21 protein-coding genes are annotated in these 21,229 nt (G+C 61.9%); 9 read left to right on the forward strand and 12 right to left on the reverse strand.

The genetic code is table 11. The features are described from left to right. Positions 1-2: 2 nt before the first annotated feature. Entirely contained in the window at positions 3-1,118 is a 1,116-nt protein-coding gene (locus AC2FMN_RS11440) for a carboxylate-amine ligase (protein ID WP_149775208.1), read from the reverse strand. 141 nt (positions 1,119-1,259) lie between these two features. On the opposite strand from AC2FMN_RS11440, the gene AC2FMN_RS11445 reads away from it, so the two are divergent. Together AC2FMN_RS11445 and AC2FMN_RS11450 are read left to right on the forward strand one after the other, a co-directional pair. Beyond that, on the forward strand, positions 1,260-2,111 hold the full coding sequence (locus tag AC2FMN_RS11445; RefSeq protein WP_496688279.1) for a class I SAM-dependent methyltransferase: 852 nt from the start codon (positions 1,260-1,262) through the stop codon (positions 2,109-2,111). A gap of 72 nt (positions 2,112-2,183) precedes the next feature. Next, on the forward strand, positions 2,184-2,660 hold the full coding sequence (locus AC2FMN_RS11450; RefSeq protein WP_490360983.1) for a fasciclin domain-containing protein: 477 nt from the start codon (positions 2,184-2,186) through the stop codon (positions 2,658-2,660). 60 nt (positions 2,661-2,720) lie between these two features. Here AC2FMN_RS11450 and AC2FMN_RS11455 read toward each other — a convergent pair whose 3' ends face one another. Further along, positions 2,721-3,317 (reverse strand): L,D-transpeptidase, encoded by a 597-nt coding sequence (locus AC2FMN_RS11455; RefSeq protein ID WP_496679835.1) that lies wholly within the window; start codon positions 3,315-3,317, stop codon positions 2,721-2,723. Between the two features lie 192 nt (positions 3,318-3,509). Then, positions 3,510-5,009 (reverse strand): CoA-acylating methylmalonate-semialdehyde dehydrogenase, encoded by a 1,500-nt coding sequence (locus AC2FMN_RS11460; RefSeq protein WP_496688280.1) that lies wholly within the window; start codon positions 5,007-5,009, stop codon positions 3,510-3,512. Between the two features lie 102 nt (positions 5,010-5,111). On the opposite strand from AC2FMN_RS11460, the gene AC2FMN_RS11465 reads away from it, so the two are divergent. From AC2FMN_RS11465 to coaD, 3 genes are all read left to right on the forward strand, one after another. After that, entirely contained in the window at positions 5,112-6,014 is a 903-nt protein-coding gene (locus AC2FMN_RS11465) for a LysR family transcriptional regulator (protein WP_496688282.1), read from the forward strand. 62 nt (positions 6,015-6,076) lie between these two features. Next, positions 6,077-6,514, forward strand: a complete 438-nt coding sequence (locus AC2FMN_RS11470; protein WP_496679841.1) for a CBS domain-containing protein — start codon at positions 6,077-6,079, stop codon at positions 6,512-6,514. A gap of 83 nt (positions 6,515-6,597) precedes the next feature. Next, on the forward strand, positions 6,598-7,089 hold the full coding sequence (coaD, locus tag AC2FMN_RS11475) for a pantetheine-phosphate adenylyltransferase (protein ID WP_496679842.1): 492 nt from the start codon (positions 6,598-6,600) through the stop codon (positions 7,087-7,089). Here the strand turns inward: coaD and gap (AC2FMN_RS11480) are convergent. From gap (AC2FMN_RS11480) to gap (AC2FMN_RS11490), 3 genes are all read right to left on the reverse strand, one after another. Further along, positions 7,081-8,085, reverse strand: a complete 1,005-nt coding sequence (gene gap, locus AC2FMN_RS11480) for a type I glyceraldehyde-3-phosphate dehydrogenase (RefSeq protein WP_496688284.1) — start codon at positions 8,083-8,085, stop codon at positions 7,081-7,083. The two genes, coaD and gap (AC2FMN_RS11480), sit on opposite strands and share 9 nt — an antisense overlap. Before the next feature lie 92 nt (positions 8,086-8,177). Then, on the reverse strand, positions 8,178-8,321 hold the full coding sequence (locus tag AC2FMN_RS11485; RefSeq protein ID WP_005983416.1) for a hypothetical protein: 144 nt from the start codon (positions 8,319-8,321) through the stop codon (positions 8,178-8,180). 71 nt (positions 8,322-8,392) lie between these two features. Beyond that, on the reverse strand, positions 8,393-9,394 hold the full coding sequence (gap, locus tag AC2FMN_RS11490) for a type I glyceraldehyde-3-phosphate dehydrogenase (protein WP_496679847.1): 1,002 nt from the start codon (positions 9,392-9,394) through the stop codon (positions 8,393-8,395). 182 nt (positions 9,395-9,576) lie between these two features. Here gap (AC2FMN_RS11490) and AC2FMN_RS11495 point away from each other — a divergent pair, with 182 nt between their 5' ends. Further along, a complete protein-coding gene (locus AC2FMN_RS11495; RefSeq protein WP_496679849.1) occupies positions 9,577-10,548 on the forward strand; it encodes a DUF808 domain-containing protein in 972 nt (323 codons plus the stop codon). A 57-nt stretch (positions 10,549-10,605) separates the two neighbouring features. On the opposite strand, the gene tkt is transcribed toward AC2FMN_RS11495, so the two are convergent. Continuing rightward, a complete protein-coding gene (gene tkt, locus AC2FMN_RS11500; protein ID WP_496679851.1) occupies positions 10,606-12,627 on the reverse strand; it encodes a transketolase in 2,022 nt (673 codons plus the stop codon). 235 nt (positions 12,628-12,862) lie between these two features. On the opposite strand from tkt, the gene AC2FMN_RS11505 reads away from it, so the two are divergent. From AC2FMN_RS11505 to AC2FMN_RS11515, 3 genes are read left to right on the forward strand one after another with little or no spacing between them, the layout of a single operon-like run. Beyond that, the gene (locus AC2FMN_RS11505) at positions 12,863-13,651 is read left to right on the forward strand and encodes a hypothetical protein (protein ID WP_496688286.1); all 789 of its coding nucleotides are present in this window, start codon (positions 12,863-12,865) and stop codon (positions 13,649-13,651) included. After that, the gene (locus tag AC2FMN_RS11510) at positions 13,651-14,046 is read left to right on the forward strand and encodes a cell division protein ZapA (protein WP_496679855.1); all 396 of its coding nucleotides are present in this window, start codon (positions 13,651-13,653) and stop codon (positions 14,044-14,046) included. Before AC2FMN_RS11505 ends, AC2FMN_RS11510 begins: the two co-directional genes overlap by 1 nt. Positions 14,047-14,048: 2 nt before the next feature. Continuing rightward, entirely contained in the window at positions 14,049-14,390 is a 342-nt protein-coding gene (locus AC2FMN_RS11515; protein ID WP_496688287.1) for an MliC family protein, read from the forward strand. 9 nt (positions 14,391-14,399) lie between these two features. On the opposite strand, the gene grxD is transcribed toward AC2FMN_RS11515, so the two are convergent. The 5 genes from grxD to AC2FMN_RS11540 form a co-directional block, all read right to left on the reverse strand. After that, positions 14,400-14,762, reverse strand: a complete 363-nt coding sequence (gene grxD, locus AC2FMN_RS11520; RefSeq protein WP_496679859.1) for a Grx4 family monothiol glutaredoxin — start codon at positions 14,760-14,762, stop codon at positions 14,400-14,402. A gap of 202 nt (positions 14,763-14,964) precedes the next feature. Then, positions 14,965-15,201, reverse strand: a complete 237-nt coding sequence (locus AC2FMN_RS11525) for a BolA/IbaG family iron-sulfur metabolism protein (RefSeq protein ID WP_149775191.1) — start codon at positions 15,199-15,201, stop codon at positions 14,965-14,967. 139 nt (positions 15,202-15,340) lie between these two features. Then, positions 15,341-17,500 carry a phosphoribosylformylglycinamidine synthase subunit PurL gene (gene purL, locus AC2FMN_RS11530; RefSeq protein ID WP_496688289.1) on the reverse strand — a complete coding sequence of 720 codons (2,160 nt, stop codon included), beginning with the start codon at positions 17,498-17,500 and terminating at the stop codon, positions 15,341-15,343. Between the two features lie 88 nt (positions 17,501-17,588). Then, positions 17,589-18,662, reverse strand: coding sequence for a BamA/TamA family outer membrane protein (locus AC2FMN_RS11535; protein WP_496688291.1), 1,074 nt, complete (start codon positions 18,660-18,662; stop codon positions 17,589-17,591). 84 nt (positions 18,663-18,746) lie between these two features. After that, positions 18,747-21,020 (reverse strand): mechanosensitive ion channel domain-containing protein, encoded by a 2,274-nt coding sequence (locus tag AC2FMN_RS11540; protein ID WP_496679867.1) that lies wholly within the window; start codon positions 21,018-21,020, stop codon positions 18,747-18,749. Positions 21,021-21,229: the final 209 nt, after the last annotated feature.

Consider the following 21,229-nt stretch of genomic DNA (forward strand, 5'->3'; position numbering starts at 1 on the left):
GGTCAGAGATCGGCGTGGAATTCCTCGATCAGGTGGCGCACGACCGCCTGGCCGGGGTCATCGCCCCTGGCCTGGGCTTCGGCGTGTACGCGCCGTTGACGTGTGGCCGACGTGCCCGTTTCGGCAATCTGGCGCAACTGCGCCAACTCCGCCATCGTGCCAAGGGCCTCGGCGTCTTCGGCCAGCATGCCCATCAGCTCACCCATCAGCTCGGGCATCGGCTTGATCGACCGGTCGCCGAAATCAATCAGACCTTCGCCCACGCCGTAGCGCTGCGCACGCCATCGGTTCTCGCCGATCAGGAACCGGTCATAGACCCGCCAGCGCAGGTTGCGGTCCTTCAGTCGGCACAGCATCCGGGTCAGCGCCTGCACCAGCGCCGCCAGTGACAGGGCGTGTTCCAACCGCGGCTGCACGTCCATGATCCGCGTTTCCAAAGTCGGATAGCTGTGCGAGGGGCGCAGGTCCCACCAGATCTTCGAGGTGTCCTCGATCACCCCCAGCTCGACCAGCACCCCAGTTGTGCGTTCATATTCTGCCCAACTGCCGAACACGGGCGGCAGGCCGGTGCGGGGCAGGTTGTCGAACACCGTCAACCGGTACGAGGACAGCCCGGTGTCGCGCCCGCTCCAATACGGGGACGAGGCGGACAGGGCCAGCAAGTGCGGCAGGAAATAGCTGAGCTGCGGCATCAGGTCGGCCCGCTGCGCCTTGTCCTCGACGCCCACATGAACGTGCATGCCGCAGATCAGCATCCGCCGCGCCACGCCGCCCAGGGCGTGCTGCAAGTTATCATAGCGTTCCTTGCGCGTGTGGTGCTGATCCTTCCAATCCGCGAACGGGTGGCAGGACACGGCGATCGGCGCCATGTTGTGTTCGGCGGCGCGCCGGGCCACGCAGGACCGGAGGCGTTTCAGATCCTCGCGCGCCGATTTGATCGTGGCATGGGGGCGGGTGCCGACCTCGATCTGGCATTGCAGGAATTCCGGGCTGACCTGGCCTTCGAAATCGGCCTGACATGCCTCCATCAGCGCGGCAGGCGCCTCGGTCAGTTGCAGGCTGTCGCGGTCGACCAGCAGGTATTCCTCTTCGATGCCGACGGTGAAATCCTGCTGCATGCGGGGCCTCCCTGTTCCCATTCGGGATCAGTGAATACGCAATTTCTTAATTTGCCAAGGGTTTGTGGTGATCCGCCTTGCGCTGACACCGCTTGCGGCGGTAAGCAGCCCGCAGCCAAATGCCAAGCCGGAGCCGCCACCGTGAAACCCAGGAAATTTCCCAAGCTGAACGCCGTTCTGGACCGGTTCGGTGTCAAGCTGATCGACAAGGCGCCGGAACGAGATGAGCGCGCGCGGCTCGAGTCCTTCGAGCGGGCCGGCGGGCTGGAGCGTCCGGCCTATGCCCTGTCTCCGGGGATGCAGGATTTCGACATCAGAACCTTGGTTGCCGAATACGCCGCGCACAAGGATGCGCTGGCGGCCCTGAAGGACCCGGCCCGCAACCAGACGGGATACCGCATCGGCAACGGTTATTATGACAGCCCGGACGCGGATGCGCTGTATCTGATGATCCGGCGGTTTCGCCCCGAACGGGTGATCGAGGTCGGCTGCGGCAACTCGACCCGTGTGACCCGGCAGGCGATCATCGACGGTGGGCTGGCCACGACACTCACGGCCATCGACCCCTATCCCCGCGCCGACATCGCCCATGTGGTCGACCGGTTCGAGCAGAAGCGGCTGGAGGACGTCGACCCGTCTCTGTTCGCCGAACTGAAGGCGGGCGACGTCTTGTTCATCGATTCCAGCCATGTTGTGCGTATGAGCAACGACGTGGCGCATCTGTTCTGCCGGATCATCCCTGCCCTGAAGCAGGGGGTGGTGATCCATGTGCACGATGTTTTTCTGCCCTACGAATACCCCAAGCGGTTCTTCTATGATTGCCCCGGATGGGGCGAGCAGTACATGCTGCACGCGCTGCTGCAATCGGGTGCGTTTTCAATGCTTTGGCCCGGGTATTTCCTGCAACGCGCCCGCCCCGACGCGGTCGAGGCGCTTCCGTTTCTTAAGGAAGGCAGGGCGCAGAGCATCTGGGTGCAACGGGCCGGGGCCTGAAATTTTTCGTGATCCGGATTCGCGGAAGCGCCGTACCCCTTTCCATAACACGCTGGAGAGGAGACATCAGCCATGTTCCGTCGCACTTTCATGGGCGCAGCCGCCGCCATCGCCTTGGCTCTGCCGATCAATGCCAAGGCCGCAGACATCGTGGATACCGCGGTTGCCGCCGGCTCGTTCAACACGCTGGTCGCAGCCGTACAGGCCGCCGGTCTGGTTGACACGCTGAAGGGCAAGGGCCCGTTCACCGTGTTCGCGCCTACGGACGAAGCATTTGCCGCTCTGCCCGAGGGCACTGTCGAGAGCCTGCTGCAACCCGAGAACAAGGATCAGCTGGTTGCGATCCTGACCTATCACGTCGTCCCGGCCAAGGTGATGTCCGGGGACATCGCCGGCAAGCGCGCGAAGGTGCTGACCGTTCAGGGCGACCGCCTGAGCGTGAACGCAAAGAACGGCGTCAAGGTTGACGGCGCAAATGTCGTGCAGGCCGACATCGAGGCCAGCAACGGCGTGATCCACGTGGTCGACAAGGTTCTGCTGCCTGAATAAAGCTACCACTCACCTAGGCAGACAAGCCCCGGTGCCTGCGCGGCCCGGGGCTTTTTCAATTCACAAAAGCCGCACCTGAGTGCCGATCTGGACCATCGGATACAGCTCCTCGACATGCTGGTTGTACAAGCCAATGCAGCCCGACGAGCTTTGACGCCCGATCTTGCGCGTATCATGTGTGCCGTGAACTAGATAGGCGGGCCATGACAGATACATGGCACGGGTGCCCAGCGGGTTGCCTGGGTCGCCGCCCTCGACGCGCTGCGGCAGGGTCGGGTCGCGCTCGCGCATAGACGAGGTCGGGGTCCAGCTGGGATTTTCCGCCTTGCGCACCACCTCGGTATAGCCGCGCTTGGTCAGTTCCTCGCTCATCGGAACCGAGCTGGGATAGAGCTTGTAGGTCCCGTCCGGCCCCCAGTAGTGCACCGCGCGGCTGGTGATGTCGGCCAGCAGGCAGCCGACGCCGATTTCGTCAAAATGGTCCTGCCAGTTTTGCTGCGAAAAGGACGAGATGTTCCGGCGCACGGGCGGCTGCACGCTGATCGCTTCCTCGGACTGCGGGAACGCATCCTGGCTTTGAGCGCGCAACACCGACGGAGCGGCCAGGGCAGACACGACGCCCAAAAGGGCCGAGCGGCGGGTGATCTTGCTGGTCAACGGAGCCTCCTGACGAATGACTGCTCTTTTGTTTCGGCCGGCAATCTATGACGTTGGCGGACGCTGGGCCAGAGGGCTTGGCTGAATTTTTCGTGAGAGTGGACCGTGCCGGCGCATCGTCGCCGAACGGAGGTTTCAGAAAAAGAAAAGGCCGCCAACGATTGGGCGGCCTTTTAATTTGTTTTTGGATAGTTAGTCCATTGCCTTGAAGTTGAACTCGCCACCTTCTTTGATGCCCGACGGCCAGCGCGACGTCACGGTCTTGGTGCGGGTGTAGAACTTGAAGCTGTCGGGGCCGTGCTGGTTCAGGTCGCCGAACATGGATTTCTTCCACCCGCCGAATGTGTGATAGGCCAGCGGGACCGGGATCGGGACGTTGATGCCGACCATGCCGATGTTGACCCGGTGGGCGAAATCACGGGCGGTGTCGCCGTCGCGGGTGAAGATCGCGGTGCCGTTGCCGTATTCATGGTCCATCGCCAGCTTCAGCGCCTCTTCGTAGGATCCGGCGCGGACGGTGGACAGGACGGGGCCGAAGATCTCCTGCTTGTAGATGTCCATGTCGGGGGTGACATGGTCGAACAGATGCGGGCCGACAAAGAAACCGTCTTCATAGCCTTGCAGCTTGAAGTCGCGGTTGTCGACCACCAGCTTCGCGCCTTGTTCAACGCCCGAGTTGATCAGGCCCAGGATGCGTTCTTTGGCAGCGGCGGTCACGACCGGCCCCATATCGACGTCATCGCCTGCGGTATAGGGCCCGACCTTCAGTTTTTCGATGCGCGGCACCAGCTTTTCAATCAGCGCGTCGGCGGTTTCCTCGCCCACCGGAACGGCCACCGAAACGGCCATGCAGCGTTCGCCGGCAGCGCCGAAACCGGCGCCCACCAGCGCGTCGGCGGCCTGGTCCAGGTCGGCGTCAGGCATGACGATCATGTGGTTCTTGGCCCCACCAAAGCACTGGGCGCGTTTGCCGTTCGCTGTGGCGCGGGCATAGATGTACTGCGCGATCGGGGTCGATCCGACGAAGGAAACACCCTGAATGATCTCGCTGTCCAGCAGGGTATCCACGGCTTCCTTGTCGCCGTTGACAACCTGGAACACGCCTTTGGGCAGACCGGCCTCGACGAAAAGTTCGGCCAGCATCAGCGGCACCGATGGATCACGTTCCGAGGGTTTCAGCACCACAGCGTTGCCGCAGGCCAGCGCCGGGCCGACATGCCACAGGGGCATCATGGCCGGGAAGTTGAACGGCATGATGGCGGCGACAACACCCAGCGGCTGGCGCATGGAATACATGTCGATGCCGGGGCCTGCGCTGTCGGTAAACTCACCCTTCAGCATCTGCGGGGCGCCGATGCAGTATTCGATCACCTCGAGCCCGCGCTGCAGATCGCCCTTGGCATCGGGCAGGGTCTTGCCGTGCTCGCGGCTCAGTGCTTCGGCCAGTTTGTCCATGTCGCGGTTCATCAGCTGAACCATCTGCATCATGACGCGGGCGCGCTTTTGCGGGTTGGTTGCACCCCAGGCAGGCTGGGCTGCGGCGGCGTGTTCGATGGCGGCCGTGGTCTCGGCGGCACTGGCCATCGGGCATCTGTACTGAACCTCGCCGGTGGCGGGGTTGTAGACATCATCGAACCGGCCCGAGGTGCCGGGGGTGTATTCGCCGTTGATGAAATGGGTCAGGTCTTGCATTGCAAACTCCTCCGCAGAATTTGGGCGCAGCATAGGCTTGCATAAATCACCTGAACAGGGGCAATGTCTCAAAAGAGTTTTGCAAAAATGCAAAGGTGAGGGATGACCCCCAATTGGGACGACATGCGCGTGTTTCTGGCCGTCGCGCGCGAGGAAAGCCTGTCGTCGGCAGGGCGGCGGCTGAAGATCGATCCGGCCACGGTGGGGCGCCGGATCGCGCGGCTGGAGACGGCGCTGAAGGCGCCGCTGTTCACCAAATCGCCCCAAGGCTATCTGTTGACCTCGGCCGGAGAGCGCCTGTTCGAACACGCCCAATCCGCCGAAGAGGCGATGCGCGCGGCAGCAGGGGCGATGGACGGGTCGACCAAGGCGCTGAGCGGTCAGGTCCGCATCGGCGCGCCCGATGGCAGTGCGAACTATCTGCTGCCGCAGGTCTGTGCCCGCATCAGCGATGCGAACCCGGATCTGGACATTCAGATTCTTGCCCTGCCGCGCATTATCAATTTGTCGCGGCGCGAGGCCGACATGGCGCTGACCGTCAGCGCGCCCACCGCCGGCAAGTTGCTGGTGCAGAAGGTCAGCGACTATCGCCTGCATATGGTCGCGACAGAGGATTACCTGGCGCGCCATGCCCCGATCCGCACTCTCGAGGATCTGCAGGGGCATCGCATGATTGGATACATCCCGGACATGATCTTCGATCGCGAGCTGGACTACCTCAACGACATCGGTATTGACCGTGTCGCGCTTGCATCGAATTCGGTCTCGGTCCAGTTGCGGCAGGCATCGCTGGGCACCGGGGTCTGCGTGGCCCATGACTTTACGCTTCCGTTCCATCCGGGGTTGCGGAAAATCCTGACGGATCAAGTCAGTCTGACCCGCAGCTTCTACCTGGTGCGCCATCAGGGCGATCAGCGCAATGAACGCCTCAACCGCTTTGCTGACGCGCTGAGTCGCGGCATCCGCGACGAGATTGCGCGGCTGGAAGCTGAAGCCCAAGCTTGACAGGGTCGAGTATTCCGGCAACGCTTTGGAAAACGGGAAGATTATTGTCGGAGGTTTTGCCCATGCTTGTTCAGGCCATTCTGAGTTCGAAGGCAACGGACGGGGTCGTGACGGTGGCGCCTTCGACGACCGTTTCCGACGCAGCCAAGATCCTGGCCGAAAAGCGCATCGGGACCGTCGTGGTCTCGGAGGACGGGGGCAAGACCGCCGTTGGGATTTTGTCGGAACGCGACATCGTGCGCGAGCTGGCCGCCAGCGGCAGCGGTTGCCTGACCCAGCCGGTCATCGCCTACATGACCAAAAAGCTGGTTACCGCCACCAAACAGGACAAGGTGCAGGACGTACTGGCCCGCATGACCGAAGGCCGTTTTCGTCACATGCCGATCGTCGAGGACGGCCAGTTGGTCGGCATCGTGACGCTGGGTGACGTGGTCAAGGCGCAATTGTCGGAACTGGCGATGGAAAAGGATGCCCTGCAGGGCATGATCATGGGCCACTAGCCCTACGCTAATGATGCGGCCTCTTGCAGCTGCGGAAAACTTGTGTTTGCTTGCGCAGAAATTTTCTTGCTCAGGAGGCCCAGATGCGGGTTGGATTGTATCCCGGAACCTTTGATCCGATCACCTTGGGTCATATCGACATCATCCGTCGGGCGGCGATGTTGGTCGACAAGCTGGTGATCGGCGTTGCAATAAACCGCGACAAGGGGCCCTTATTTTCTTTGGAGGAACGGGTGGCCATGATCGAGGCCGAATGCGCCCATCTGACCGCGCAGACCGGCACCGAGATCGTCGCGCATCCGTTCGAGAACCTGCTGATCGACTGCGCCCGGGACGTGGGCGCCCAGATCATTGTGCGTGGCCTGCGCGCGGTGGCGGATTTCGAGTATGAATTCCAGATGGTGGGGATGAACCGGGCGATGGATGATTCCATCGAGACCGTCTTTCTGATGGCCGAGGCCCGCCACCAGGCGATTGCCTCGAAGCTGGTCAAGGAAATCGCCCGGCTGGGAGGGGACGTGTCGAAATTCGTCACGCCCCAGGTCAATATCGCGCTGAAAGAGCGGTTAGGCTAGGGCGCCCATCGCGGCGGCCGTATCCAGCATCCGGTTCGAGAAACCCCACTCGTTGTCATACCAGGCCAGAACGCGGACCAGCGTGCCGTCGGTCACCTTGGTTTCGGCCAGCGACACGGTCGAGCTGTGGGAATCGTGGTTGAAGTCGATCGAGATCAACGGGCGGGTTTCCGCGGCCAGAACGGTCGGGATCTTTGCCGCTGCCTCGGTGAACAGGGCGTTGACCTCGTCTTCGGTGGTGGGGCGCGATACTTCGACCACCAGATCGACGACCGAGACGTTCGGGGTGGGAACCCGGATCGCCTGACCGGTCAGCTTGCCCTGCAGTTGAGGCAAAACCAGCCCCACGGCCGAGGCCGCGCCGGTGGTGGTCGGTATCATCGACAGGGCAGCCGCGCGCGACAGGTACGGGTCCTTGCCGGCGGTGTCATGCACTGGCTGGCTGGCAGTATAGGCATGCACCGTTGTCATGTTGCCGTGCACGATACCCAGGCCCGCATCCAATGCGGCAGCGACGGGCGACAGGCAGTTGGTGGTGCAGGATGCGTTTGAAACCACGGTGTCGGCGGCGGTCAGTTCGTGTTCGTTCACGCCGAACACCACGGTCTTCACCTCGCCATCCCCGCGCGCCGGCGCCGAGATCAGAACCTTTTTCGCGCCGTTCTTGAAATGACGCGACGCGGCTTCGCGCGTGCGGAATACGCCGGTGCATTCCAGAACGACGTCCACGTCCGACCAGTCCAGCGCCTCGGGGTCACGCTCGCTGGTCAGCCGGATCGGGCCGGCGCCCACGTCCAGCCCGGCCTCGGTCAGGGTGACCGGCTTGGCGTAGCGGCCATGCACGCTGTCAAACTCGAACAGATGCGCGTTCATTTCCGGCTTGGCCAGGTCGTTGATTGCCATGATCTGCACATCAGTGCGACCGCTTTCCATCAGGGCGCGCAGGACGCCGCGCCCGATCCGTCCAAATCCGTTGATTGCAAGTTTGAGTGTCATGTCGCGCTCCATCTGAATGGCCGCTAAGCCGCGATTGAAATTAGTTAGCGCTAACAAAGGCAGTCAGGCGAAAATGTCAAGCAAAACCTCTGTCAGCGCCAGAACGCGACCCAATCCAAAAGGTCGTAGAACTTCTTGCCGAGGAATAGGAGATGCTCGGTTCCGACAAGGGCATAATCCAGCATCAGTCCACCCAGAATGAGCACGCCAAGCCAGATCGCGATTTGGTTTGTCATTGCCGCTCCGAACGCAAACGCCCGCCCAGATAACCTGAGCGGGCGTTTTCGCGCAAGCTTACTTGGCGATGTCAGTTAAGGCGCCCCATGGCGACGGCCACATCGGCCATGCGCACCGAGAAGCCCCACTCGTTGTCGTACCAAGCCAGCACGCGGACCATGCGGCCATCGACGACACGGGTCTGGTCGGGTGCGAAGATCGAGCTTTCTTCGGTGTGGTTGAAATCGGTCGACACCAGCGGGGCAGGTTCATAGCCCAGAACGCGCTGCATCGGCCCCTTGGCGGCCTCGGCGACGATGGCGTTGACCTCATCAACGGTCACCTCGCGCGCGGCTCGGAAAGTCAGGTCAACGGCCGATACGTTCGGCGTGGGCACGCGGATGGCCGAGCCGTCCAGACGCCCCTTGAGGTTCGGCAGAACTTCGCCCAGGGCCTTGGCAGCGCCGGTGCTTGTGGGGATCATCGACATGGCGGCGGCGCGGGCGCGGTACAGGTCATTGTGACGGCGGTCCAGCGTCGGCTGGTCGCCGGTATAGGCATGGATCGTGGTCATGATGCCGTTTTCGATGCCGATACCTTCGTCCAGAACCTTGGCAAGCGGAGCAAGGCAGTTCGTGGTGCACGAGCCATTCGACACCATCCTATCGTTGGCGGTCAGGCTGTTGTGGTTGACGCCAAATACGATCGTCTTGTCCACGTTCTTGCCCGGGGCCGACAGCAGGACCTTCTGCGCGCCACGCTCAAGATGCGTTTTGGCCTTCAGCCCGTCGTTGAACTTGCCGGTGCATTCCAGAACGACGTCGCAGCCTTCCCAGTCCAGCTCGTTCATGTCGTAGGTCGAGAACATCTGCATCGGCCCGCGGCCCAGGTCCATCGTGTTGCCGCTGATCGAGATCTCGCGCGGAAAGCGGCCGTGGATGCTGTCGTATTTCAGCAGATGCGCTGAGGTTTCAAGCGGTCCGGTGGCGTTAACCTTGATCACTTCGATGTCGTTGCGGCCTGACGCGGCGATGTGCGACAGGGTACAGCGGCCGATGCGGCCAAAACCATTGATGCCGACCTTGATGGTCATGAGACGTCTCCAAATCCGCTTGTGTTCTGGGCGATATAGCGATGATCGGTCCATCAAAAAAGGTAGAAAATGTCATATTTGCAATGTGTTAGCGCAAACTTGGCGTGGTTGCGCTAACGCTTGCGCTAGCTGTCGGATCGGTTAGGGTCCAAAGTGCGACGGATGAACGGAAAGGATGCGGCATGAGCGGTTTGCTGGCCCTGTTGGACGATGTGGCGGGAATCGCCAAAGTGGCGGCGGCCTCGGTCGACGATGTGGCGGCGGCCGCCGGCAAGGCGGGGGCCAAGACCGCGGGCGTGATCATCGACGACGCGGCCGTCACGCCGAAATACGTCCAGGGCTTTGCCCCCGCGCGAGAGTTGCCGATCATCTGGCGCATCGCACGGGGGTCGATTTTCAACAAGGTAATTCTGCTGCTGCCGGTGGCCTTGCTGCTTGCGAATTTCGCACCATGGATGATCACGCCCTTGCTGATGATTGGTGGGTCATACCTGTGCTTCGAGGGGGCCGAGAAGATCTTCCACGTGCTATTCCCGCATGGCAGCCACGTCATCGAAGAAGACATGAACGTCCGTGATCCGGGTCATCTGGAGGAGCAGAAGATCAAGGGTGCCATCAAGACTGATTTCATCCTGTCGGCCGAAATCATGACCATCGCGCTTTCTGCCATTGAGGCGCCAAATGTCTGGATGCAGGCGGCGACGCTGGCGGTTGTGGGGATCGGTGTCACGGTGGCCGTCTATGGCTCGGTCGCATTGATCGTCAAAATGGACGATGTCGGGCTTTATCTGGCCAAGAACGCGCTGACGTCGGTCGGCCGCGGGTTGGGCCGCGGGCTGGTCAAGGCGATGCCAAAGGTCATGAAGACGCTGTCGGTCGTGGGTACGGCGGCGATGCTATGGGTTGGCGGCTCGATCATGATCCATGGGCTAGAGGTGCTGGGCTTTGGCTGGTTGGCACACCATATCCACGATTGGGCTTATGCGGCCGGTCATGCCGTGCCCGATCAATGGGCCGGTGCGGTGGAGTGGATCAGCAAGGCCGCGATGGATGGCGTGTTCGGGCTGGCCTGGGGGTTCGTTCTGATACCGTTGGCGACCAAGGTCATCGCGCCGCTGTGGCCCAATAAGCCAGAGCAGAAAGCGGACCATTGAAGCCCAAAAGAAAAGGGCGGCACGATGGCCGCCCCTTGAATGCTTGGTTCGGCTGGATCAGCCCAGCAATTCCTTGACCTTTGCAACCGTTGCCTCGGCGGTGATGCCGAAATGCTTGTACAGCTCGCCGGCGGGAGCAGACGCGCCAAAGCCCGACATACCGATGAAACCGGCCTTGGCCTCGCGGCCACGCTCGCCTAGCAGCCAGCGGTCCCAGCCGCCGGCACGGACGGCGGCCTCGATGCCGACGCGGACGGGCCCGGCAGGCAGGACCTTCTTGCGATAGGCTTCGTCCTGCTCGGCGAACAGCTCCATGCAGGGCATCGAAACGACCCGGGTACCGATCCCTTCGGCCTCGAGCATCGCTTTTGCCTCCATGGCCAGCGACACCTCGGACCCGGTGGCGATCAGGATCGCCTGACGCTTGCCCTCGGCCTCGGCCAGAACATAGGCGCCCTGGGCGGTCAGGTTCTTGGCCTTGTGCTGGGTGCGCACGGTCGGCACGCCCTGGCGGGTCAGCGACAGAACCGAGGGGCTGTCTTTGAAGGTCAGCGCCAGTTCCCAGGCCTCGGCAGTCTCGACGGTGTCGGCGGGGCGGAACACATAGGTGTTCGGCGTCGCGCGCGAGATCGCCAGATGCTCGACCGGCTGGTGCGTCGGGCCGTCTTCGCCCAGACCGATCGAGTCATGGGTCATCACGAAAACGCTGGGGATCTTCATCAACGCGGCCAGGCGCATCGACGGACGCGCATAGTCGGTGAAGGCCATGAATGTGCCGCCATAGGGGCGGATGCCACCATGCAGCGCCATGCCGTTCATCGCCGCGGCCATGCCGTGTTCACGGATGCCGTAGTGGATATAGCGGCCCTTGCGGTTTTCCGGCAGGAACACGCCCATATCGGCCGATTTGGTGTTGTTCGACCCGGTCAGGTCCGCCGAGCCGCCAACCGTCTCGGTCATGATCGGGTTCACGACGTTCAGCACCTTTTCCGACGAGGCGCGGGTGGCCAGCTTGGGCTGGTCTTCAGAGATCTGCTTTTTCAGTGCGCGGATCGCGCCGGCCAGCTTCTTCGGTACCTCGAACGCATAGGCACGGTTGAACTCGGCCTGCTTGCGCTCGGACAGTTGGGCGAAACGCTCTTCCCAGGCCGCGCGGTCCGCAGCGCCGCGAGCACCGATCGCTTCCCAGGCCGCTTTGACCTCGGCCGGGATTTCGAACGGACCGTAGGGCCAGCCATAGGCCTCTTTTGCGGCTTTCAGCTGTTCGGCATCGGTCAGAGCACCGTGACCTTTCGAGGTGTCCTGCGCGGCATGGCCCAAGGCGATATGGGTCTTGCAGGCGATCATCGACGGCTTTTTCGACGCCTTCGCCTCGGTGATGGCCGCGTCAATGGCCTCGGGATCGTGACCGTCGATCTCGATTACATTCCAGCCCGAGGCCGCAAACCGGCGCACCTGGTCGGTGCGGTCGGCGATGTCCACGGTGCCGTCGATGGTGATATTGTTGTTGTCCCAGAACACGATCAGCTTGCTTAGCTCGTGCCGACCGGCCAGGGTGATCGCCTCCTGGCTAACGCCTTCCATCAGGCAGCCGTCCCCGGCGATCACATAGGTATAGTGATCGACGACCTTCTTGCCGTAATGCGCGCGCTGGATCTCTTCGGCCATGGCGAAGCCCACGGCATTGGCGATCCCTTGCCCAAGCGGGCCGGTGGTGGTTTCAACGCCGTCTAAAAGGAAGTTTTCCGGGTGGCCGGCCGTCTTGGCGCCCAACTGGCGGAAGTTCTTGATCTCGTCCAGCGTGACTTGTTCGTAGCCCGTCAGATACAGCAGCGAATAGATCAGCATCGAGCCGTGGCCGGCCGACAGGATGAACCGGTCGCGGTCGGGCCATTTGGGGGCGGATGCGTCGAATTTCAGATGCTTTTCAAACAGAACGGTCGCGACATCGGCCATGCCCATGGGCATTCCCGAATGGCCGGAATTGGCGGCCGCGACGGCATCGAGGGTCAGGGTGCGGATGGCCGCAGCCTTGGCCCAGTGTTCAGGGTTGGCATTGCGCAGCGCTGTCAGGTCCACGGATGTTTTCCTTTGGGTTACGGGCAGATTGCGCGCTGAATACCATTCACCCCTCAAAGTGCAAGCGGAACTGGCCGTGGCGCCGGGGGCGCGGTTGAACTGTGTTGTCCAAGTGGTTGAAAGCAAACACTGGGTATTTTGGCGCACATTCCGCTAGACTATGAATGAGATCGGGACGGCTTGATTCGGCCGGTCAAAGAACAGAGCGAACCTTGGCAAAAGGGCAGCAGGGGCAATGAGTCAGATCGAAGACCTTCACAGACGCATCACCGCCGCGATGGACCGGATCGGTGCCGGGATCGAGGCGATGCAGGCCGGAGGGGATGGCGGCGACGGCAAATTGCGGGTCGCGCTGGACGAAGAGCGTCTGGCCAACGCGCAGTTGGAGGAACGCCTGAAATCCGTCAAGGAGCGCTATGAGCAGGAAATCGATGCCTTGCGCGGGCAACTGGGCGAGGCCAAGTCCCAGCTTGCGGCGGTCGAAGCCGCGCGGGCCGAACTGGCCGAGGCCAAGGCCGCGCTGGAAAACCAGGATGAACTGGCGGCGTTGAAATCCGAGATCGAGAGCCTGCGGACCCGCCCGGATGACAGCGAGGAACTTGCCCAGCTACGCGCCGAGGTCGAGCGCTTGAAGCCATCAGAAGAAAAGGTCGAGGTGATGCGGAGCGAGATCGCCCGGCTCAAGGCGGAATTGGCCGACGGCGAACGTGTGGCCGAGTTGAACGCCGAGCTCGAGATGCTGCGCGCCGAGCGGGTGAGCCACGGCGCGGCGATGTCGCGCCTCGATGACGATCTTCAGCGTCTGCGCAAGGCCAACGCGCAGTTGCAGGAAACCGTGGAAGAGCTGCGCAAAGCAGTCGCGGACGGGTTGCCCGATGCCGAGCTGCTGAACCGCGCGACCGAGGCCGAGCTTGAAGCAATCCGCGCCGCGCGGGCCACGGATGCGGCTGAGGCCCACGCGGTTCTGGCCCGGCTCGAGCCGCTGCTGACCCATGCCAACCTTGCCGAAGGAGAGGTGGAGTAATGCCGGAAGTGACCATTCATATCGGCGGGCGCGGTTTCGAAGTGTCGTGCCGGGACGGGGAAGAGCCGTTCCTGCATGCCGCAGCCAAGCTGTTGGATGACGAAGCGCAGGTTCTGACCGACCAGATCGGACGCATGCCGGAATCCCGCATGCTGTTGATGGCGGGGCTGATGCTGGCCGACAAGGCTGCGGCGTCCGATGACAGGATCAAGGCGCTGGAGGCGCAACTGGCCGAGGCGCAGGCGGAACTGGACAGTCTGCGCAACGCACCGCCGCCCGAACCCGAGCGGGTCGAAGTGGCCGTTGTGCCGCCCTCGGTGACGGACACGCTTGCCGAGTTGGCGGCGCGTGCCGAGTCACTGGCGGAAATGGTTGCCGAGAAGTCAGGGAAATGAAAATGGGCCGTCTGACTGTTTTGGCCGGTATGGCTACACTGTGCGCGCCCATGGCGCAGGCCCAGATCGACATCTTGCCGGTCACCTTCACCTGCGAAGGTGGGGTTGAGCTTGCGGTCACGTATTTCAACCCACCCGAGGGTGACGGGGCAGCGGCCATGGTGGTGGACGGTCAGTTGATCGCCTTGCGGCAGGTTCCGAGTGGATCGGGTATCCGATACGAGTCGGTCGGCGGGCAGGGGACCTATGTTCTGCGGTCCAAAGGCTGGGATGCTGTGGTCAGTTTCGCCGCGGCCGGGGCCGGCAGCGAAACCGATGTTCTGAAGGGCTGTACAAGCCGCTAAGCCGCAGGCTCAGGCGTTGGCTTCGCGGATCTTGTCGGCGGCTTCCTTGTTGTAAGCCACGCCGTTTTCATCGAAAAGGGTGTCCAACTCGCCCGAAAGGGTCATCTCGGTGACGATATCACAGCCGCCGACGAATTCGCCTTTGACATACAGCTGCGGAACGGTCGGCCAGTCTGAATAGTCCTTGATGCCCTGACGAATGTTCTCGTCGGCCAGAACGTTCACATCGATGTAATCCACGCCCATGTAGTTCAGAACGCCTGCCACGCGCGAGGAGAACCCACACTGCGGCATCTCCTTGGTGCCCTTCATGTACAGCACCACGTCGTTGTTCTTGACGGTTTCATCGATCTGGGTCTTCACGTCGGTCATTTCGCGTTTCCTAGGCTGGGCCCGCCGCGGCGGCGGGCAGTCATTTTACGTGGTGGTCGCTCCACCGTTTGTCGGCTTTCAGGTTCTTGACGGGCTCCCGGTTCGGTTCATTGGCTTTCGTCATTTCGCACGATTCCCGGGAAGGTTTCTCGATACTTTTTGCATCAGACCAGTCGACGGGTCTTGTTGCGTTTGCTCCGGGTTACTCCGGTGCGCGCGTGGTCAGGGCCAGCGCGTGAAGTTCTCCGTCAGGGCCATCCATCTTGCCCTTAAGCGCCGCATAGACGGCGCGCTGCTGCTGCACCCGGTTCTTGCCGCGAAAGCTCTCGTCCACGACCATCGCGGACATGTGCACGCCGTCACTTCCCCCGACCTTGATGTCCGCGTTCGGAAAGGCCTCGCGCAGCAGGGTTTCGATTTCATGAGCGCTCATCGGCATGTAGGTTCTCCTGAAGGTCTTTCCCAAGATGTAGAGCGATGCCAAAGCCCGTGCAAGGGGGCGCGGGCAAAGGCGAAACAAGCACCCTGCGCCAGTTCGGCAGGCGCAGGGTTCGGAGCGTAAAGGGTGTGAACGAGGCTCAGGCTACGGCCTCGGCAAAGCTGGTGCGATAGATCGTCGACAACTCGGCCAGAGGGGCCTCGGACGAGCCGATGCGCACGGTGTCGCCGGTAAAGCGGCCGACGCTGGTGATGGGCACACCGGCCTGGCCTGCGGCGATCATCAGAGCTTCGGCCTGATCGAAATTGCAGGCCACAAGGTACCGGCCCTGATCCTCTCCAAACAGGAATTCTGTCGAAGCGTCCTCAAGATGCACGCCGACGCCGGACCCTTCGGCCAGTTCGAAAGCGGCAAGCGCCAGCCCGCCGTCGCTGAGGTCGGTGCAGGCCTTGATCAGGTGACGGTTGGCGCGGATGAAATCTCCGTTGCGTTTCTCGGCGTCCAGATCCACATGCGGGGCGTCGCCGTCTTCGCGGTTGAAGACTACGGCCAGTAGGGCGGATTGGCCAAGATGCCCCTTGGTTTCACCGATCACCAGCGCCACATGCCCTTCGCGAACCTCGGTGCCGATGATCTCGTCGGCGTGCTCCAAAAGGCCGACTGCACCGATGGTCGGCGTGGGCAGAATAGCCTGGCCATCGGTTTCGTTGTACAGCGACACGTTGCCCGAAACGATCGGCATCTCGAGCGCCGAACAGGCCGCGCCGATGCCTTTGATAGCGCCAACGAACTGGCCCATGATCTCGGGCTTTTCGGGGTTGCCGAAATTCAGGTTGTCGGTGGTGGCCAGCGGCTTGGCGCCCACGGCGGTCAGGTTGCGATAGGCTTCGGCCACTGCCTGCTTGCCGCCTTCCTCGGGGTTGGCGCGCACGTATCGAGGGGTCACGTCCGAGGTGAAGGCCAGCACCTTGTCCGTGCCGTGCACGCGGACCATGCCGGCGCCCAGGCCAGGGGTTCGGGCGGTATCGGCCATGACCATGGTGTCGTATTGCTCATAGACCCACTGTTTGGCCGCGTAGTTGGGCGAGGAGATGAGTGCGCGCAACCCGTCAATCGGGTCGATCTGCGGTACTTCGGCCATCTCTTCGGCGACAGGGGTCGGAACCCATGGACGGTCGTATTCCGGCGCACGGCCCGACAGCGGCGAAAGCGGCAGGTCGGCTTTGACCTCGTTTCCGTGCATAATCAGGAAACGGTCCTCGGCGATTGTTTCGCCAACGATGGCAAAATCCAGGTCCCATTTCTCGAATACGGCCCGAGCCTCGGCCTCGAGCTCGGGCTTCAGCACCATCAGCATGCGTTCCTGGGACTCGGACAGCATCATCTCGTAGGCGGTCATGTTCTCTTCGCGCTGGGGCACGCGGTCGAGGTCGAGCTTGATGCCCAGCTTGCCCTTGTCGCCCATTTCCACCGCGGAACAGGTCAGGCCAGCCGCGCCCATGTCCTGAATCGAAATCACGGCACCGGTCTGCATCAGTTCGAGGCAGGCCTCCATCAGGCGTTTCTCGGTGAAGGGGTCGCCGACCTGAACGGTGGGGCGTTTCTCTTCGATCGTGTCGTCGAACTCGGCAGAAGCCATCGTAGCGCCGCCGACGCCATCGCGGCCAGTTTTGGCGCCCAGATAGACAACGGGCATGCCCACGCCCGACGCGGCCGAGTAGAAGATCTTGTCGGCATCGGCCAGCCCGGCGGCAAAGGCGTTCACGAGGCAGTTGCCGTTATAGGCCGGGTGGAACCGCACCTCGCCGCCTACGGTCGGTACGCCGAAACAGTTGCCGTAGCCACCGATGCCTTCCACCACGCCGTTGACCAACTGGCGGGTCTTGGGGTGGTCAGGTTCGCCGAAGGACAGCGCGTTCATCGCCGCGATGGGCCGTGCGCCCATGGTGAACACGTCGCGCAGGATGCCGCCCACGCCGGTTGCCGCGCCTTGATAGGGTTCGATGTAGGAGGGGTGGTTATGGCTTTCCATCTTGAAGACCACGGCCTGCCCGTCGCCGATATCGACCACACCGGCGTTTTCACCCGGGCCGCAGATCACCTGGGGGCCCGAGGTAGGGAGGGTGCGTAGCCATTTCTTCGAGGACTTGTAGGAACAGTGCTCGTTCCACATGGCCGAGAAAATCCCCAGCTCGGTAAAGGTCGGCTCGCGCCCGATAATCTCGAGGATCATGTCGTATTCTTCGGGCTTCAACCCGTGCGCGGCAATCAGTTCCGGTGTGATGGCGGGCTCTTGCATTGTCTGTCCTGTCCCCAAGCTGGCCGATATTGCGCGCCTTTTAGGGCAAGGGCGCGCCGGGGGAAAGGGCCAAGAACGCGCAGCCGTGTCAGAACCGCTGTCCGACATAGATGTAGAGGTTGTCCTCCTGCTGGTCGTTGCGGCTTACATCTATCGAGAAATCGAGCGGAAATTTCTTGGAAACCCGGTAACGCGCGCCGATCCCGTAGGCCGAATTGGTGCCGTTGTCGCTCAGATCGCTGAAACTCTGGCCGGTTTGTCCCACGCCAGCAAAGGCGATGAGGCCGATGCGCTGGCCCACCCGCTGGCGAAGCTCGACCTGCAGAGAAGCCGAGCGCAGATCGAGAAGCTGGGTTGCCGAAAACCCTCGGAAGGCATCCACCGTTCCGATGCCGCATTGATCGAAGAACGGTGTCTCGGACGAAGCGGCGCACACAGATAGCCGGCTGGCGATGACACCGTCGGCCCAGGGGCTCAGGTAAAACGTGTAATTGAGGTAGGACTTGGAATAATCCTGCACCAGCCCGCTGAGCCCGTAGCCCTGTGATGCTTCGAAATGCAGGACTTGGCCGCTGGTCGGGTAAATCGTGTCATCCCGTGTATCCCAGTCGGACACCAGGCCCAAATTCCCAACCTCGACATTCAGAAACTGGTCGAAGGGAGGTGGGATCGGCGGCAGTCCCGCAAAGGCGGGGGTGATGGTCGTGTCGAGATACCGGAAGGTCACGCCGAAGGACAGGTCAGGCGTTACCCCATAGGACAGCCCGAGCCTACCCAGAAAACCGTCCTGACGGATGGGGATCACACCAACCCCGGTGAAAAGGTCGTATTGGACGTCTGCTGTCCCGTAGAGTGCCTCGATGATCCAACGGTTGTTGTCCATATTGAGTTTGAATGCACCGGCTGCGGCCATGCTGCCATTGCCGGAGCGCAATCCACCGGCACCTATCACCGAAGGGTTGGATCCTTCGTCCATCTGGAAAAGATACCCAGCGCCCAGAATGAGGCCGGAACCGATTGTAGGGTTCGAAAAAGGAATCGGGGCGACGACGATCGATCCTCGCTGAAATCCGACGATTTCGTCTTCGGTGTAGTCGTCCAGAACTCCGAGGTTCTTTTCGAGGACACTATTGGCGTCCTGCGCCGCCGCTGCACTTGCCAAGGCGACGCCTGCGCTTGCGAGAAGCGGCCTGACTAGCGATCGCAACACGCGGACACCACTGTCTTTGCGCTTGGGCACACAGTCCTATTTCTTTCCCTGCTGTTGCTGCTCGGCCTGTTGTTCGGCCTGCTGAGTTGCGATTTCACCGGCAGCCGCACTGATGGCCGCTTTCTGTTCATCTGAAAGATGTTCCGTCTCCTCCAGGCCCGGGATCGCAACGCGGACCTCGCGGCGGGCGAACTCGATGCCGTTTTCGTTGAAGGCGGCCTTCACCCGGTTGAAGATCTCCTTGCGCAGGGTGAACTGCTTGCCTGGCTTGGCCATGAACTTGCCGCGGATGATCATGCCGACATCGTCGAAATCGAACACGCCCTGCGATTTGAAGGGCTGCAGGAAACCGTCCTTGTGGACCGGGTCCTCCATCATCTCGGCACCGATCTTCTTGAAGATCTTCTTGACCTTGTTCGGATCGGTGTCGAAGGGCACCGTGAACTTCAGCTTCATGATGACCCAGTCGCGGCTGTAGTTCGTTAGTTTCTGGATCTCGCCATAGGGAATGGTGTGCACCGGGCCGCGATGGTGGCGCAGTTGCATCGAGCGGATCGAGATCTTTTCGACCGTGCCGGTGGTGCCGCCCACATCGACGTATTCACCGACTCGGAAAGCATCGTCGATCAGGAAAAAGATGCCGCCCACGATGTCCGAAACCAGTTTCTGCGCGCCAAAGCCGATAGCCAGACCCAGGATACCGGCACCAGCCAGAAGCGGCGTGATGTCCAAGCCCAGCGCGCCCAGCGCCAGCAGGGCGAAGATCACCGAGATCGCGACCTGAGCTGTCACGCGCAGCAAAGGCAGAACCGTGGCCAGGCGCGAGCCGCCGGCACCGCCGCCTTCGCCGGCTTCCTCGTCGGGGCTCTGCTCCGAGGCTGTCTGCTCCTTGGCCAGGCGGCGGTTGATCCAGAGCGAGACCACCTCGTTCAAGATGTAGCCGACCGCGATGATGATGAAGAACTGAACCAGCTTGCTGCCCGTTTCAGAATCTCCGCCCGCGATTTCCTGCAGGTCCAGATCCCATGCGTTGGCGATCATCAGGACGACCAAAACGCCGGCCAGAACGCGCCCGATGCGGATATAGCTGCGCTTGGTTGCCCTGTAGGCGCGTTCAGCGACCGGCCCGTCACCGATCATCGGCGGCAACAGATGGCGGGTCAGTCCGCGGATAAAGGTATCGAGCGCCGGCGCGATCAGCAGCCAGAACATGGTGACGTAATGCGCGCCCCCCGCCAGCAGGGCGAAAACCCGCGGGTCGCGTTGCGCGGCGAGGAATTCGACCAGCAGCCAGGTGCCGATGGAAACGGCAATGGCGAAATAGGGATAGTAACGCGCCACCTCTTCGTCGAACTGTGTGCGATCTGGGTCCGAGCCGCGCATCATTTCGGTCAGCCCTTCGCGGGCCGTCCAGGCCATTACGGCGATGTAGATGTGGATCGAGGTGTTCAGCCAGAACCCCAGCCGCGACTCGCCCGGCTGCACGCCGTTCATCATGTTGAAATCCAGGATGAACATGGTGAAGCCGATCAGCAGAAATAGACCGATCAGGTTGCGATGCAGGTACTTGGCCCATTTGTCGTCGATACTGACCAGCCGCAGCCGGGGCTGCTGTGGGGCAAGGATGAACCGCGAGATCGCCGCCCCCAGCCGCGGGAACCAGATCAGATAGAACACGAAGGGCCCCGCCTGTTCGATTTGCGCATCGTCCAGAAATCGGCGGCCAACGAAAACCAGCGTGTAGTAAAAGACCAGCAGGCCCAAAAACTCGCCGCAGAAGCGTTTGAACAGGTAAAGCACTGCGCCCTTGAGGTCCGAGGACGCGTCTTCGGGGATCAGCCGGATCCAGCGGCGGGTCCACAGGCCGAACAGCTTTTCAGCCGCATACCCGATCGCAAGCGCCAGAAAGGTGAACCCGAACAGGGTCATGAGGCCGTTTGCGCCGAATTTGTTGCCGAAATTGGAGAAGGCCTCGACCTGGGCCGATATCAGAACCGGGACCTTGCGGATCACGTCCATCCATGATGCCGCCATCTGGCTGGCTGAGTCCGAAATGGTCTGAATCAGGCCGCGCTTTGTGCTCTGCTGTTCGGCTTGCTGCCTTGCGACCGCGTCCAACCGTTCCAGCAGGATGGCGCGCACCTGGTCGTCGGACATGCGGGCGACCAAGTCATCGACTTGTTCGGGAGTCAGATCTTCGGGAATCGACACCGGGGCGGCGGAACTGCCGGTCTCTTGGGCCGCTGCGGGTAGGGTCAGCATGAGGGCCGAAACCGCCGCCATCAGAATACGCAAGAAATGTGTTGCCATTATTCCCTCGATCACAAAATGATTGTTTTTCGCGATCATAGGCAGCGCAGAGCGCATTTTACAAACAAAACGCGACCGGATGCGGTGTTGATGAAAAAAAAGGCCGAGCACTAAGCTCGGCCGTAGTCCAACAGGGAGGTATGAAGATGATGAGCGTTTCAGCATCATCGCCTTCGAGTGGTCATTTAGGGATCAGTTTGTGAACGATC

The organism is Ruegeria sp. BHSC037, from assembly GCF_059613045.1.